This is a genomic window from Rheinheimera sp. MM224, assembly GCF_947090785.1.
In the GTDB taxonomy this organism is placed as follows: Bacteria; Pseudomonadota; Gammaproteobacteria; order Enterobacterales; family Alteromonadaceae; genus Pararheinheimera.
Genome location: NZ_OX352320.1, coordinates 4,500,802 through 4,514,629, shown reverse-complemented (window position 1 = coordinate 4,514,629; position 13,828 = coordinate 4,500,802). Strand labels below are relative to the sequence as shown.

Annotated in this window: 19 protein-coding genes; 9 read left to right on the top strand and 10 right to left on the bottom strand. The window is 46.6% G+C overall.

Annotated features, from left to right (window positions below; genetic code table 11):
* Positions 1 to 13: 13 nt before the first annotated feature.
* From OM978_RS20935 to OM978_RS20910, 6 genes are all read left to right on the top strand, one after another.
* Positions 14 to 610 (top strand): thioredoxin family protein, encoded by a 597-nt coding sequence (locus OM978_RS20935; RefSeq protein WP_264344357.1) that lies wholly within the window; start codon positions 14 to 16, stop codon positions 608 to 610.
* A gap of 118 nt (positions 611 to 728) precedes the next feature.
* The gene (locus OM978_RS20930; protein ID WP_233010909.1) at positions 729 to 1,586 is read left to right on the top strand and encodes a PA4780 family RIO1-like protein kinase; all 858 of its coding nucleotides are present in this window, start codon (positions 729 to 731) and stop codon (positions 1,584 to 1,586) included.
* A 33-nt stretch (positions 1,587 to 1,619) separates the two neighbouring features.
* Positions 1,620 to 2,165, top strand: coding sequence for an isochorismatase family protein (locus tag OM978_RS20925; protein ID WP_264344356.1), 546 nt, complete (start codon positions 1,620 to 1,622; stop codon positions 2,163 to 2,165).
* 23 nt (positions 2,166 to 2,188) lie between these two features.
* Positions 2,189 to 2,557: a YbaN family protein gene (locus OM978_RS20920; RefSeq protein ID WP_264344355.1), complete on the top strand. Its 369-nt coding sequence runs from the start codon at positions 2,189 to 2,191 to the stop codon at positions 2,555 to 2,557.
* A 90-nt stretch (positions 2,558 to 2,647) separates the two neighbouring features.
* Complete coding sequence (locus OM978_RS20915) at positions 2,648 to 3,190, top strand: DUF7010 family protein (RefSeq protein WP_264344354.1); 543 nt, start codon at positions 2,648 to 2,650, stop codon at positions 3,188 to 3,190.
* Positions 3,191 to 3,420: 230 nt separating this feature from the next.
* The gene (locus OM978_RS20910) at positions 3,421 to 4,134 is read left to right on the top strand and encodes a lipase family protein (RefSeq protein ID WP_264344353.1); all 714 of its coding nucleotides are present in this window, start codon (positions 3,421 to 3,423) and stop codon (positions 4,132 to 4,134) included.
* A gap of 44 nt (positions 4,135 to 4,178) precedes the next feature.
* Here the strand turns inward: OM978_RS20910 and OM978_RS20905 are convergent, their stop codons facing one another.
* The 9 genes from OM978_RS20905 to OM978_RS20865 form a co-directional block, all read right to left on the bottom strand.
* Positions 4,179 to 4,631, bottom strand: a complete 453-nt coding sequence (locus OM978_RS20905; RefSeq protein ID WP_264344352.1) for a carboxymuconolactone decarboxylase family protein — start codon at positions 4,629 to 4,631, stop codon at positions 4,179 to 4,181.
* A 40-nt stretch (positions 4,632 to 4,671) separates the two neighbouring features.
* Positions 4,672 to 5,502, bottom strand: a complete 831-nt coding sequence (locus tag OM978_RS20900) for a helix-turn-helix domain-containing protein (protein ID WP_264344351.1) — start codon at positions 5,500 to 5,502, stop codon at positions 4,672 to 4,674.
* 21 nt (positions 5,503 to 5,523) lie between these two features.
* On the bottom strand, positions 5,524 to 5,991 hold the full coding sequence (locus OM978_RS20895; protein ID WP_264344350.1) for a DUF4920 domain-containing protein: 468 nt from the start codon (positions 5,989 to 5,991) through the stop codon (positions 5,524 to 5,526).
* Complete coding sequence (locus OM978_RS20890) at positions 5,988 to 6,290, bottom strand: nucleotidyltransferase family protein (RefSeq protein WP_264344349.1); 303 nt, start codon at positions 6,288 to 6,290, stop codon at positions 5,988 to 5,990. Before OM978_RS20890 ends, OM978_RS20895 begins: the two co-directional genes overlap by 4 nt.
* Positions 6,283 to 6,711 carry a nucleotidyltransferase substrate binding protein gene (locus OM978_RS20885; protein WP_264344348.1) on the bottom strand — a complete coding sequence of 143 codons (429 nt, stop codon included), beginning with the start codon at positions 6,709 to 6,711 and terminating at the stop codon, positions 6,283 to 6,285. Before OM978_RS20885 ends, OM978_RS20890 begins: the two co-directional genes overlap by 8 nt.
* A gap of 61 nt (positions 6,712 to 6,772) precedes the next feature.
* Positions 6,773 to 7,672, bottom strand: coding sequence for an alpha/beta hydrolase (locus OM978_RS20880; protein ID WP_264344347.1), 900 nt, complete (start codon positions 7,670 to 7,672; stop codon positions 6,773 to 6,775).
* A 16-nt stretch (positions 7,673 to 7,688) separates the two neighbouring features.
* Entirely contained in the window at positions 7,689 to 8,816 is a 1,128-nt protein-coding gene (locus tag OM978_RS20875) for a serine hydrolase domain-containing protein (protein WP_264344346.1), read from the bottom strand.
* 16 nt (positions 8,817 to 8,832) lie between these two features.
* Positions 8,833 to 10,215: a M23/M56 family metallopeptidase gene (locus tag OM978_RS20870; protein WP_264344345.1), complete on the bottom strand. Its 1,383-nt coding sequence runs from the start codon at positions 10,213 to 10,215 to the stop codon at positions 8,833 to 8,835.
* 1 nt (position 10,216) lies between these two features.
* A complete protein-coding gene (locus tag OM978_RS20865) occupies positions 10,217 to 10,615 on the bottom strand; it encodes a BlaI/MecI/CopY family transcriptional regulator (RefSeq protein WP_233010886.1) in 399 nt (132 codons plus the stop codon).
* 155 nt (positions 10,616 to 10,770) lie between these two features.
* On the opposite strand from OM978_RS20865, the gene OM978_RS20860 reads away from it, so the two are divergent.
* The 3 genes from OM978_RS20860 (at position 10,771) to OM978_RS20850 (ending at position 12,128) form a co-directional block, all read left to right on the top strand.
* Entirely contained in the window at positions 10,771 to 11,049 is a 279-nt protein-coding gene (locus tag OM978_RS20860) for a type II toxin-antitoxin system RelE/ParE family toxin (protein WP_264346981.1), read from the top strand.
* Complete coding sequence (locus tag OM978_RS20855) at positions 11,049 to 11,345, top strand: HigA family addiction module antitoxin (protein ID WP_264344344.1); 297 nt, start codon at positions 11,049 to 11,051, stop codon at positions 11,343 to 11,345. Before OM978_RS20860 ends, OM978_RS20855 begins: the two co-directional genes overlap by 1 nt.
* A gap of 285 nt (positions 11,346 to 11,630) precedes the next feature.
* The gene (locus OM978_RS20850; protein ID WP_264344343.1) at positions 11,631 to 12,128 is read left to right on the top strand and encodes a DUF1993 domain-containing protein; all 498 of its coding nucleotides are present in this window, start codon (positions 11,631 to 11,633) and stop codon (positions 12,126 to 12,128) included.
* A 63-nt stretch (positions 12,129 to 12,191) separates the two neighbouring features.
* Here the strand turns inward: OM978_RS20850 and OM978_RS20845 are convergent, their stop codons facing one another.
* Positions 12,192 to 13,733, bottom strand: coding sequence for an alpha-N-arabinofuranosidase (locus tag OM978_RS20845; protein ID WP_264344342.1), 1,542 nt, complete (start codon positions 13,731 to 13,733; stop codon positions 12,192 to 12,194).
* Positions 13,734 to 13,828 lie beyond the last annotated feature (95 nt).

Genomic DNA, 13,828 nt, shown 5'->3' with positions numbered 1-13,828 from the left:
CAGGAGTTAAACCATGAAACTCAAGCTTGCTTTAAGTTTATCTGCATTATTTTTTGCCGGCTCTTTGTTTGCCGCCCCCCAGGTAGGTCAGGCTGCACCAGCCTTTAATCTGACTGACAGCAAAGGCAAAAGCCATTCGTTAGCCGATTTTTCCGGTAAAACCGTAGTGCTGGAATGGACCAATCACGATTGTCCTTTTGTGGTGAAACATTACAGCGGTAATATGCAAAGTTTACAAAAACAATTTGGTACAGACGATGTGGTCTGGCTGACCGTAATTTCGTCAGCGCCAGGCAAGCAGGGTCATGTCACAGGAGCTAAAGCTGATGAACTGACCAGCAGCCGCAATGCAATGCCGGACGCTGTACTCTTTGATGAGACAGGTGTTACAGGCAAAGCTTATGACGCCAAAACTACCCCTCATATGTATGTAATTGATAAAAAAGGGGTATTGCAATATATGGGCGGTATCGACAGCATTGCGTCTGCTAAAGTGGATGACATCGCCAAAGCCACTCCCTATTTTTCTGATGCTTTAACCGCTGTATTAGCTGGTAATCCGGCTAGTCCGGCAGTGACTAAACCATACGGCTGTAGTATCAAGTACTAAGTACGACGGGTATATTGTGTCTCGCAGGAAGCCGCCTTAATCAGCGGCTCTTTCTTTGCCTCAATAAAAATCCGGATTTACTCTTTTACCCCTGCGTTAAACAAGGTATAAGTGCGCAATGAAAACTCCAAAACGCATTCAACCCCTGATCGACGAAGGTCTGGTGGATGAAGTACTCAGGCCACTGATGAGTGGCAAAGAAGCCTCCGTATACGTGGTACGTTGCGGGGACGATATTCGCTGCGCCAAAGTTTATAAAGATGCCAGTCAGCGCAGCTTTAAAAAAGCAGTGCAGTATCAGGAAGGTCGTAAAGTACGCAGTTCCAGACGAGCCCGGGCTATGGAAAAAGGTTCGAGTTTTGGTCGTGAGCAAGCAGAAGAAAGCTGGCAAAACGCTGAAGTGGACGCTTTATACAAACTGGCCGATGCTGGTGTACGGGTGCCTGTGCCTTATGGCTGTTTTGACGGCATTTTGCTGATGGAATTGATTTTAGACGCCGAAGGTGATGTTGCCCCTCGTTTAAATGATATTCAGCTGACAGCAGAACAAGCCCGGCGCGACCATAAAACCATGATGCAGGATATTCTGCGCATGTTATCTGTGGGTTTAGTGCACGGCGACTTATCCGAATTTAACGTACTGCAGGACCCACAAGGCCCTGTCATTATCGACTTACCGCAAGCCGTAGACGCTGCTGCGAATAACAACGCGCAGTGGATGCTGGAACGGGATGTCAATAATATCACCCAATATTACGCTCAGTTTGCACCTGAACTTGCTGCCACTAAATATGCCAAAGAAATCTGGGCCTTATTTGAAGCCGGTAATTTAAATCCAAATACAGAACTGACAGGCGAGTTCGCTGAAGCAGAACAGGCCGCTGATGTTGGCGCTGTGCTGGATGAAATCAACGCTGCTTTTGCTGAAATGCAGGAACGCAAAGAACGGCAACAGGCCGCCAATGAACCGGATTAACAACGCCTGATACTTCAGGTGGGGGAGCAGGATATGTTGGTGAAACAAGCAGACAGCTTAGTGTTGCTGATTGATATGCAGGAAAAACTGGCTCCGGTGATCGATCAAGGCAAAGAAGTTGAACAAGCCGCAGCCTGGGTATTACAAATCGCGGTGCAGCTTGGTGTGCCTATCCTTGCCACCGAACAGTATCCACAGGGCTTAGGTGTCACTTTGCCTGCTTTGGCTGAGTTGGTACCTGAAGACTGCGTGATGGAAAAAATCCATTTCAGTGCTTTGCGTGAACCTCTGATTGCTGAGCGTTTAAAACTAAGCGGCAAAACCCAACTGGTGATTATTGGCACTGAAACTCATGTTTGTGTGCTGCAAAGCGCTATGGATGCGTTAGCTGCTGATTATCAGGTGTTTATAGTTGAAGAAGCTGTAGGCTCGCGTACTGAACAAAACCGTCAGTTGGCTTTATTGCGTTTACAGCAGGCTGGTGCACAAATTATCAGTAAAGAAATGCTGGCTTTTGAGTGGCTGGATAAAGCTGGTACAGATAATTTCCGAACCATCAGCAAAGGCTGGATCCGCTAGAGTGATAGTGCGGTGACCTTGTTATGTTAAAGCTACTGACAGTTTCATTCTGGCGTTTATTGGCCTGCATTAGTTTGCTGCTGGGTTTAATAGGCGTGGTGTTGCCAGGTTTACCTACAATACCTTTTTTGCTGGTGTCTGCCTGGTCTGCAGGTAAAGGCTGGCCACGTTTAGAAATCTGGTTATTAGAGCACCCCAGCTTTGGTCCACCGCTTAAAGGCTGGCGTGAACATGGCGCTTTACCACGTAAAGCCAAATATCTGGCGACTGTGATGATGTCCTTGTCGGTGGTTATGTTGCTGTTATCCACCGCGCCCTTCTGGCTTAAACTTGTGTTACCTGCTTTTCTTTGTTGTGTTGCCATTTGGTTGTGGCGTCGCCCTGAAGTCTGATTTTTTCCTTTTAAATCAACAATTTAAAATTTGACAGCTTTAAAGTTACACACTAATTTGTTTACATAATTTTAAACAAAGGAGTGTGTGATGGAGTTAACTTTAAGTCAATTGCGGCAAAGTTTTGAACAAAGAACAAACCGATCTATGTCTATGCCACTGGCAGGCACAGTGTTTTGGTCTGTGGTGCTGGGGCTGAGTTTTGTTTTGCCTTATAACACCGCCTTGCTGGTAATGTTGTTTGGCTCAGGCTGTATTTTCCCGCTTGCTTTGTTATTTGCCAAATGGCGCAACGAAGACTTTTTTATGAAAGGCCATGGCTTGGGCAAGTTGATGTTAACTGGCGTGATTATGGCCAACTCACTCTGGGTTTTGCATCTTATTCTGCTGTTCGTCCAGCCTAAACTGGTGCCTTATAGCCTGGCCTTAGGTTTGGCTATCCACTGGCCTTTATATGGCTGGGTTATTCAACACAGTTTGGGTTTGCAGCATTTATTAATGCGGGCTTTTGGTCTTTTTGCCGCGTTTTTATGGTTGCCACTGAATTCTATAGCTGCCGCGGCTCTGGTCACTGTGATTTGTTATCTGATCACGCTAGTACAAATGCAGCGCCGTGTGGTGGATGTCGGCTGATATAGATTTGTAATTCGGGCAGACGACCCGTAGGGGCGGGGTTTATCCCCGCCCGTCTATTCGTTTAGGCCAAATCCAGGCTTTATCCCCGTCCGTGCATCGGGTTAAGTCAAATCGCAATAAAAGTTTATCCCTGCCAGAGCTCCAAACCCCCATACTGCACCAAAGTGTTATGTTGAATTTTTGTACATTCTTCTATGGTTAATCCGCTTATTAACCGAGGAAAATCTATGAAAACAATAACAAAGTACATCCGTGGTTTAGTTCTGAAGTTAGTGTCCTGCCTGCTGCTGTTTAGCCCACTATTACAGGCGGCTTGTCTGGATGCTGTAGTGCTGGTGCATGGCAATACGGCGGCGCCGTCCAGTTGGAACAATACCTATAACCTGTTGCTCACCAAAGGTTATACGCCAGCTGATATCTACAGGCCCAGCTGGGGCAGCAGTAGTTGTGCCGCTTGTAATGATCACAATGGCTCTGAAGAAACACCAGTGCGGATCGCTATTCAAAATGCGCTGGCCACTTCCTGCACCGGCAAAATTGATGTGATAGGGCATTCGATGGGCGCTACTCTGGCGGCGCAACAAATTACTAAACTGGCTGTGCATAATCAGGTGGATGCTTTTGTTGGTGTCGCCGGAGCCTTCCGTGGTTTATTAAGTTGTGGGGTTTATCCGTGGAATGTGATCACCAGCACTTGTGGTGCTTATGGCTTGTCGGTCGGAAGCCCTTTTCTGGATGATTTATATGGTGTGCGTTTTGGCAGCAGAGTGTATTCCATCAAAAGTAATATCGACCAGGTTGTCTGCTCTTCGGGCTCCTGCTTAGTCTATGGCGTGCATAGCAGTAGTATCTGGGGGCAGGACGGCACTTATACTTATGCAACCGGACATTTTGGCTTGCAAACTGATACTGCGGCTAAACAGTATGATTTGATTAAATAAAACTGCGGGCGGGGTTTATCCCCGCCCGTCTATCCAACGAAAACTTAAAACTCAGGCTGAAAATGAAAGGCCACTGCGATACGGTTCCAGCTGTTGATGGTGACGATGAGCGCAGTCAGGTTCAAAATTTCCTGCTCTGAGTATTCTGCTGCAACAGTAGCGTAATCCTGATCAGACACACCTTTACCTGCCACTAAAGTTAAAGCTTCAGTCCAGATCAAAGCAGCTTGTTCACGGGCTGTAAACGCTGATTTCACTTCCTGCCATGACGGCAACACATCCAGTCTATGTTGTTGTTCACCGTCTTTTCTCGCTTCATTGGCATGCATATGCTGGCAAAAGGCGCAGCCATTGAGTTGGGAAGCACGAATTTTCATTAAGTGGATCAGGCTTTTATCAAGACCAGAATCTTCGGCTGCTTTGGCCAGGCCAACCAAATGCTGCACTATGGCTGGTTGAGCTTTATAGACTTGAGTACGGCTGATACGTTCTGACATAAACACCTCCATTGGTTGAGGCGTCCAGTGTACAAAGAGCTTATCCGGCAGAATTGGACAATTGCGACATCTTGCGTTTTTTATACTGACCCGGGGTTTGGCCTGTGGTGCGGACAAAATGCTGATGCATATGAGCCTGATCATAAAAACCCGCTTGTTGTGCCACACTGGCTAAATCACTCAGCGGGTTCTTGCTGATTAAAAATCTCGCCAGTTTTACTTTAAACAGCAGTTGTAATTGCGCAGGCGATAAACCTGTTTCCAGCTTAAACAGCCGTTCAAACTGTCGGCGGCTTTTTGGCAGCTGATGATATAGATGTTGCAGATCAGCAGCGGGTTGTTGTAACAGTTGCAGGCTTTTTTGCACCAGGCTGGTGTTGGTAATCATCCGCTCAGCAAGGTGCAATAACCAACATTCAACAGCTGTCATTTGAACAGGCAAATCGCTGCTGCTGGCTAATTGCTCTAACAGCCAGTCCAATCCGACCAGGTTGGATAGTCGTAAATCCAGTTGCTCTGTTGCCAGCTCGGTAGGGCTAATGCCCAATAACTGAAAAGCTCCGCTAGCATGAAAACGCACGCTGAGCTGATGCTGGCCTGCAGAAAAACAGCGTTGGCTTAGCTGTTGAGTGTACTGAAAATAGACAGCAGGCAGCTGGTTGGGGATAAAGTCGAAGGTCAGATTGCTGCCGCCATCCGGGTATAAAGCATGAGCTTGAGTGGTATCGGCCTGCTCTGGCACTTGCACAGCCCAATATAGCTGAACCCATTGTTGTAGTTGTAAACAAGGCTGACGCTGACTAAAACCCAAAGCAGACAGCTGGCTATTTTGTTGAAAAGCCAGCTGTTCCGGAGTGGGCTGAATGGTCATTGCTGTGATCAGAATTGATGTTTAATCGGCAATTTCAACGGCAACAGGCACCAACTGATACAAAGTGATGGCTTCAGTCACGCTGGCCGGATCAAAGGCTTGGCCTTGTTCTTCGGCTTTATGCGCCAGATATTCACGGGTGGATTCTAAATCCATTTCTATCGGATCCAGCTTACCACTGGCATAAGCCGTTTTACCTTTGGCGCTGACCGGAAACACCATATCGCCGTCTTTTACCTTAATGCGAAAAGTGGGTTGGTTAGCATCAGCAGCGAATTGCATCCAGCAGCCTTTTTTCTGACAGACAGCTTCCACTGTGCCTTTGACTGTCACTTGTTGCTGCAGATAACTTTGTGGTTTAGCCAGAATATCAGCGACCTCTACCAGCTTAGTTTTATCGACAACACCACCAAAACTAGTGGCTGCTGCGGTAAAAGTAAGCAGGGCCAGAGTTGTGCTCAAAAACAGCTTTTTTCGTAATTTCATCATTCACCTTGTTGGATAACCTGATAATTTTTAAGGATCAGTTGTTGAAACTCAGCCGAAATATCATGCCAGTCCACCAGATCCACCTTAATAGGTAAATCAGACTCTTCTAGTGCATCCTGTAGCTTAAAGACCTGGTTTGGTGGCAAAGCTTGTTTAGTGACCAAAACCAAATCTAAATCAGACCATGCTTTAGCCGTACCTTTGACTCTGGAACCAAAAGCCCAAACCCTAACACCAGGTACATGGCTGCTAAGCAGATGCTGCAATAGAGACAGCTGAGCATCCGACAGATTAAGCATTACGTTGCTGCAACCGCTTTAGCACAGATAAAGCCTGCGTTTCAAAACTCAAAGCGGCCTGATACACAACAGAAGCTTTGTCCTGATCATAAGTGTGAGACGTAATATTGCGTTGCCGCCTGAACTCAAACCAAAGCTCTGGGTCGTCCAGCAAACCTTTTTCCATAGCGGTACGAATTAAATCCCGAAAAGAGTATTGGTCTATATCGCTTAATGCCGCCGCATCTTGTTCCAACTGACGTTTAATCATTTTGACGCAAAGCTCATAACAGAACTCAAAGTTTTGGATCACACCAGCCACCACCAGACGCTTCTGACTGTCAGATAAGCTGGCGATAAAACTCTGATTTTTGCTGTCCTGCACTGCTTCAGACAAGGACTTGCAAGCCAAAACTAAAGCGGATAAATCCAGAATTTCCATAACAGACCCATCTGAATCAAGATAAAAGCATTACAGCAGTTACACCTTGTTTTAGCAATGTTTAGCCCGGCGTATAAGGGCCATAGCCTGGTAAGAGTGTAACCAGAGCCCGGCTTATCATAGACGGAAACACAGAGAGGTGATCTTCGTCGGCAATAATCTGGCTTTGGATCTGTAAGCCTGAGTAATTACGGCTTTTCAGGGTTTTCTCAAACAATAGCATGTCATCCACTATGCTCACTCTGTTGGCATAACGTGGCCCTGGTTTTATCTGTTCAAATTCAGCGGCATAGAGCTGCACCCTGGCTGTTAAATCTTTGTGTGTGGCCGCGTACTGCTGCTCCAGCTTGAACATTGTTTTATCGTCAAACCACAAGGATGGGCTGCTTAGAATATAGGTATCAAAAGTATCGGGCTGGGTCAGCAGGATTTGTGCACCTAATAGGCCACCATACGAATGACCAACAAAAAGCTTACGTTTGGGGTCTACCTGATAGTTATTTAATACAAAAGGGATCACTTGTTGTTGCAGATACTGGGCGTATAAAGCCGCGCCGCCATAAGCTTTAGCACTGAAATTTTCACCCGGTTTCTTTGCCCGCTTTAAGACATTAGTTGGGGTGTAATCCAGGCTGCGGCTATCTGTTGGGTTATCTCCCTGGGCGTAGGACAAACCTACAATGATAAAGTCTTCAATATTCTGACCTCCAGCGCCCAAACGGTTGCGGATACTACGGATCAGCGGAAAAGCGTAATTGGCATCAGACACAAAAAGTACCGGAAATTTCTTCTCTGTTTTGCCATAGGAAGGTGGCAGTTCAACCCAAACTTCGTAATGGCGGCCATTGCTTTGCGCTGGTAACTGATGCACCTGAGTATTAGGTAATTCCCAGGCCGGGAATTGTTCTTCTGCCGATAAGTTCAGGCTGAACAAGGCACACAAAACGATAAACCATCTCATATCGAATCCTTATGAATTATGAACTTAACACCTGTTGCCAGAACCATTTGGCTAAATCGCCTGTGATATCAGCTTCGGCATTGGTCAGCAGTACTAAACCTATGTCCTGCTCTGGTGAATAAGCGATATAAGGCCGGAAACCGTCCACTACACCACCGTGATAAAACAGTTTGTTTTCATCGTATTGGATCACCCGCCAGCCACGGCCATACCAGCTGGATACCTGCTTGAATTGTTGCCAAACCGGCCAGCGAGGTTTGCCTCGTAACCTCACCATAGGTTGTTGCAACTGCGCCAAAGCTTCAGCGCTGAATACACCAGGCTTATGACCCAGCATGGCTATCAGGTATTTGGCCATATCATTGACGCTGGCATTGACTCCTGCGGCTGGATTGACCCAATAAAAATTCGGGTCTATTTTGACCGGACGCCAGCCTTTACCGCCTCTTTTATGTGGCATGGCTTTGTTTTCAGTGGCTAAAAATGGTGCATAACCCACAGAGGCTGTGCTCATTTGCAGAGGTTTAAAAATACGTTCAGGCAGTAACTCTTCATAAGCTTTTCCGGTGCCACGGCTTAAAACCTGATCCAGTAAAGCAAACACAATATTCTGATAGCTGTAACAAGTACCAGGTTTACAGCCTGGCGCCAGCTCTTGAAACTTTGGCAAAATTTGTTCTGGAGTTTGTTTAGCTTCCAACAGGTTTTCATAAGCATGCGGCATTAAACCCGTGCTTTGGCTGAGTACCTGATCCACCTTAATTTGCCGGGTGGCAGCAGATGTTTTTAATTTAAATTCAGGTACATAGTTAATCAACGGCAAGTCTAAATTCACTTTGCCTTGCTGAGCGGCTAATACGCTGATGCCACCGGTAAAAGTTTTTGATACTGAGGCCAGCCGGAATACGGTATCGGCATCAATTTTTTCTGGCTTGCCCATAGCACGCACACCATAACTGCCAGTGGCAATAATCTGGTTACCACGCACTACCGCATAAGCACCGCCTGGCACTTTGGCTTTGTTTAGCTGCACCCTAAACTGCAAATCCAGCCCTTGCAGCAGTTCGGTTTGCTGAAACTGTGCTGAGGTTGAAAAAGCGCAGAGCAAGAGGCTGCATAAGGTGGTTTTTATAAATAATTTCATCAGGTTGCCTTAACTGCTACAACTTTAAATAAGGAGTTGGATCTTGCTGTTTGCCTTCGACCAGCAATTCAAAATGTAAATGTGGCCCTGTCACCCGGCCTGTCGATCCCACTTTGCCTATAGGCTGGCCCGGTTCTACTGTCTGGCCTGGTTTTATATAAAAATCATCCAGATGTGCATACAGCGTTTGATAACCATGGCCATGGTCAATCAACACAGCTTTGCCATATCTGTCATGTAAGCTTTTGGCATCCGCTATCAGCACTTTGCCTTTTTGCGCCGCTTTTACAGTAGCGCCACGTTTGGCACCAAAATCCAGCCCCTGGTGTGGGCGGTTTTTGCGAAACGGGTGTTTTTCACCATAAAAAGAGTTGATAGGCACTTTGCCAACCGGTAATACCCATTCTTGTGGCGGCGAGCTGAAGCTAAGCTGAGCACAGCCCACATTCAGCAGCAAAGCAGTGCTACATAAAACCGCTGTAGCGCGCCATTTTTGCCAGAAGGACAACACAGGAGCTGGCTGAAATAACTGCTGCAAACGTTGCTGATAAAAACTTTGGCTGGCATTGCTTTGAATAAAACCCGGCATCAGCGCTGGCATCTGCTCTGCCTGACTTTGCTTTAAGCTGCAAAGCAAGGTTTGGCCGTACAACAGCGCTTGCTCTGGCTGCTTTTGAAGTACAGCTTTGTCTACCGCCAATTCCATACTGCGAATAAAGGCCTGTTCAATCCGTCGTAATACCGGGTTAAACCAGCATAAAGCCACCAGAACCCTCAGTAGTAACAGCTGTTGTGGGTCGCGTCGTTGTAAATGCACCAGTTCGTGATCGAGCAATAACTGGCGCTGCTGCTCTGACATATCTTCTATATAAGCGGGCAACACCAATACCATGCGGTTCCAGCCGGCAACAAAAGGCGAAATAGCGGCCTGGGTTTGGCGAATTTCAAATTGACTGGGTAAGCATTCCAGTTGTGTTTTGTTGAGCAGCAAAGTCTTGTCTAAAGGTTCGGACAGCTGGATCAGCCGCTGCACCTGCTGCCATTGTTTAACTAAACGCCAAAGCGATAACAGGCTGATAATGGCAATCAAACTCAAGGCCATACGCCAGTAAAAGGCGGTCTCAATCGGAGGTTCTAGTAAAGACGGGTGTAGTGGCTGAGCCGTTAAAGCTTGCACCGAGCTGACCGTATCCAGCAGTAATACCGAAGGTACAGTCCAGTGCTGATACAGCTCCGGCATAGGCAATAAAGGTAAAAAACTTAAAGCCAGTAAACACCAATACAAAGCGGGCCAATGCTGCAAAGCGCTGAATTTCTTTAGCAAAAACTGACTGGAAAACCAAAGTAAACCAGACCAAAGGCTACAAAGCAGCAAGGACAACAACAATTGTTCAGCCATCTTAAGCCTCCCCATTGTTGATTGGAGCCTTTTGCTGCTGCGCTAAATCAGCCAGCAGTTTTTCCAAATCAGCCATTTCATCGGCATTCACCAGCTTGCTGTTGGCAAACATGGCCACGGGCAAAGGACCATTCAGCTCAAATACCCTGCGGGCAAAATCCTGCGCAAAAGCTGCCAGCGTTGGCATTTTATCCAGTAGCGCTTTATAGCTATTTTTATTGCCCAAAGTTTCACAAGCGACAAAACCTTTTTCGCCCATACGCTCCAGAGTTTTGCGGGTAGAAGAATAACCCCAGCCCAATACAGACTCCAGCTCATCATGCAATTCACGCGCAGTCAGAGGTTGTTTTAACCACAATAATTTCAGAATTTCCAGCTCAGGGGCCGTAGGTTGGTGCATAAAATGGAGTCTGTGATTTCACTATGCTTTTAGAGTGCGACAAATGTCACAGCAAGGTCAAGCAAAATCTGCGACATTTGTCGCGGTGGCGAGATAGTTGTTTGGGATCAGCTGCACGATCTTGACAATGTAACCTCATGGGTTACAATTTTGACATGATTAAGAACTTTAAACATAAAGGTCTTGAGCGCTTCTATAAAACAGGCAGTACGGCTGGCATAAAGGCCAAGCATCAGAATCGCCTGAGACTTATCCTGTCAAACCTTGATCAGGCGGAAGCCATAGATGATATGGATCTGCCTGGCCTTCGGCTGCATGAACTTTCGGGTGACCGGAAAGGTATTTGGTCTGTCACCGTGAATGGAAATTGGCGCGTCACATTCAGATTTGTTGGCCGGGATGCTGAAATTGTTAACTACGAGGATTATCACTAATGAGTATGCATAACCCGGCTCACCCTGGTGAGATTCTGAAAGAGCTGATTATTGAGCCTTTGGCTTTAACTGTGACTGATGTTTCGGCGCATTTAAATATCAGCCGTAAAACCTTATCCAAAGTACTGAATGCCAGAGGCGCTATTACACCGGAAATGGCACTGCGTCTGGAACTGGCATTTAGCAAACCTTCGGCTGAGCATTGGCTTCGGTTACAAAACGCCTACGATCTGTGGCTGGTGCGTGAGCAACAAGCACAATTACAGGTGTTGCCTTATCAGTTGGAATTTGCCTGACATCACACACCGCAGCGGGTGACCATAAAGGTCACCCCTACAATTAATCTTCAAATTCTGTTCCTGCCCAAGCCGAAATAGGTCGATAGCATCGACATATCAGGAAAACATGTTTAAAAAAACGTATTTTTTCGACACGTATTTGTGTCATGTCGATCTCATCAATATTAGATGGCTGTATTAAACTGATTTTGGCGTTATGCTGCGGGTGTTGGCGGATAACCCTAAAGGTTGTTTGCTCCGCAATTTATTCCAGGATTTTTAGCATTGAGAAAGGACAACTCTATGTTACCCAATGTGCTTTTTATTCATCCTTTGCGCCAGTTGGCTTTGTCGCTGCAGAAAATTCAGCAGCACGATGCTGCTTTGTTGGATGCCGCTTTAACACCTGAACAATTTCCGTTATGGCAGCAGGCGCAAACCGCTATTTGTTTTTCGTTGCGTGCTTGTAGTCCATTGGCTGATAAGGAAAAACCAATTTTTGGCAAGCCCAAACCAAGTTGGGCTGATTTAGAGCAGCAAATCCATTTAACCATAGAGTTCTTACAGTCACTTCACGCTGAGGATTTTGTCGGTTGGCAGCAAAAACGTATTGAAACTACGGCTGGTTTTGCAGAGCTGGAACTAACAGGGGAGCAGTTTTTGTATCTCTATGCTTTGCCGAATTTCTACTTTCACTACGGCATGGTGTACGCCATAGCCCGGGCTCAGAAAGTGCCTTTAACTAAAGGTGATTTTGATGGCTGGCATCAGTATCCGGAAGGTTTTTCTTTTCTGCGTTAGCTCTGGCCTATAAAAAAGGGCAAATTGAATTGCCCTTTTGATAGCTGTGAGTGACCCGTCAGCTTATTGCACTTTTACCACCACTATAGACTTCGCAGGCAGTTCCAGGCTTAGTTTGCCGTTTTTACCTTTGGCACTGAAGGCTGTTGGCTTGATGGCTTCTGGTTTAGCGAAAGTATTGTGAGTATCCATAGCGTGCGCAGTCAGTAACTGGCCTGATACGCTGTTAATCTTAATACCATCCAGATTGATATCTGCTGTTTCCGCTTTATTTGGATTGGCATTCACCAGCGCGAGATAGACAGAACCATCTTTAGCTTTGGCTGCTGTTGCGCTAATTGCTGGTACTGACACCTCACCCAGTTTGTAATCCGGTACATTACTCAGCTTCAGCGGTAAGGCTGTGGCGTCCTGAAATGGCACATACATTTTAAAGGCGTGATAAGTAGGAGTCAGGATCATTTTTTCCTTATCCGTCAGTATCATGGCCTGTAATACGTTCACCATCTGCGCAATATTGGTCATATGCACCCGGTCGGCATGCTTATGGAAAATATTGAAGTTTAGTGCCGCCACTATGGCGTCTCTTAAGCTGTTTTGCTGATACAAAAAGCCCGGGTTCTCGCCTTTTTCCACGTCGAACCAGGTGCCCCATTCATCGACGTAAAAGCCGACTTTTTTCTCAGGATCATGTTTATCCATCACCTTTTTGTTATTGGTGATAAAACCGTCCATTGCCAGTGTGCGCTGCATGGTGCTGATCCACTCGCTTTCCGGGAATTGCAGCGCCGCGCCTTTTACATCCCATTTGCCTGTTGGCAGGGTGTAGTAGTGGAAACTGACTGCATCCATTTTTTGTTTGATATTGGCTGTCATATAGTCAGCCCAGGAGGTGTCTTCACTGTGGCTGCCGCTGGCTATCCATTTGGGGGTATTGTTGGCCGGAGTTTTCAGGAAGGTGGTGTAATGCTTATACAAGTTGGTGTAGTACTCCACCGACATGTTACCGCCACAACCCCAGGCTTCATTGCCTACACCAAAATAATGCACTTTAAATGGCTTATTGCGGCCATTTTTGCGACGCAATTCGGCTAGCGTTGATTTGCCTTCGGCCGTCATATATTCCAGCCATTCAGCCATTTCCTGTGGCGTGCCTGTGCCGAGGTTGCCATTGACGTAAGCTTCGGCGCCCAGCAATTCCACCAGATCAAAAAACTCATGGGTGCCGACAGCGTTATCTTCTTCGACGCCGCCCCAGTTGGTGTTTAATTTGACTGGTCTTTTATCTTTAGGGCCTACGCCATCACGCCAATGGTATTCGTCGGCAAAACAACCGCCTGGCCAACGGATCAAAGGTACATGTAAGTCTTTTAGTGCGGCTAAAACGTCGTTACGAAAGCCTTTGGTATTGGCAATTTTAGAATCCGGGCCAACCCAAAGGCCTTCATAAATGCCACGGCCCAAATGTTCGGCAAACTGACCGTAGATATTTTTATTGATCACAGCACCTTTGGCACTGCTATCAAGCTGAATTTGTGTGGCGGAAAGAGCGCTGGCGCTCAAGCCAAAACCAAGGGCCAGCAATAGTGGTTTTATTATTCTCATCGACTTCTCCTGTTGATTTCTACCCTTCGTACTTGAAACCGCAGCTTTGTTTATTGCGTTACTCACCCTGGTTGCATAGGTGTGCTCCCTGGATA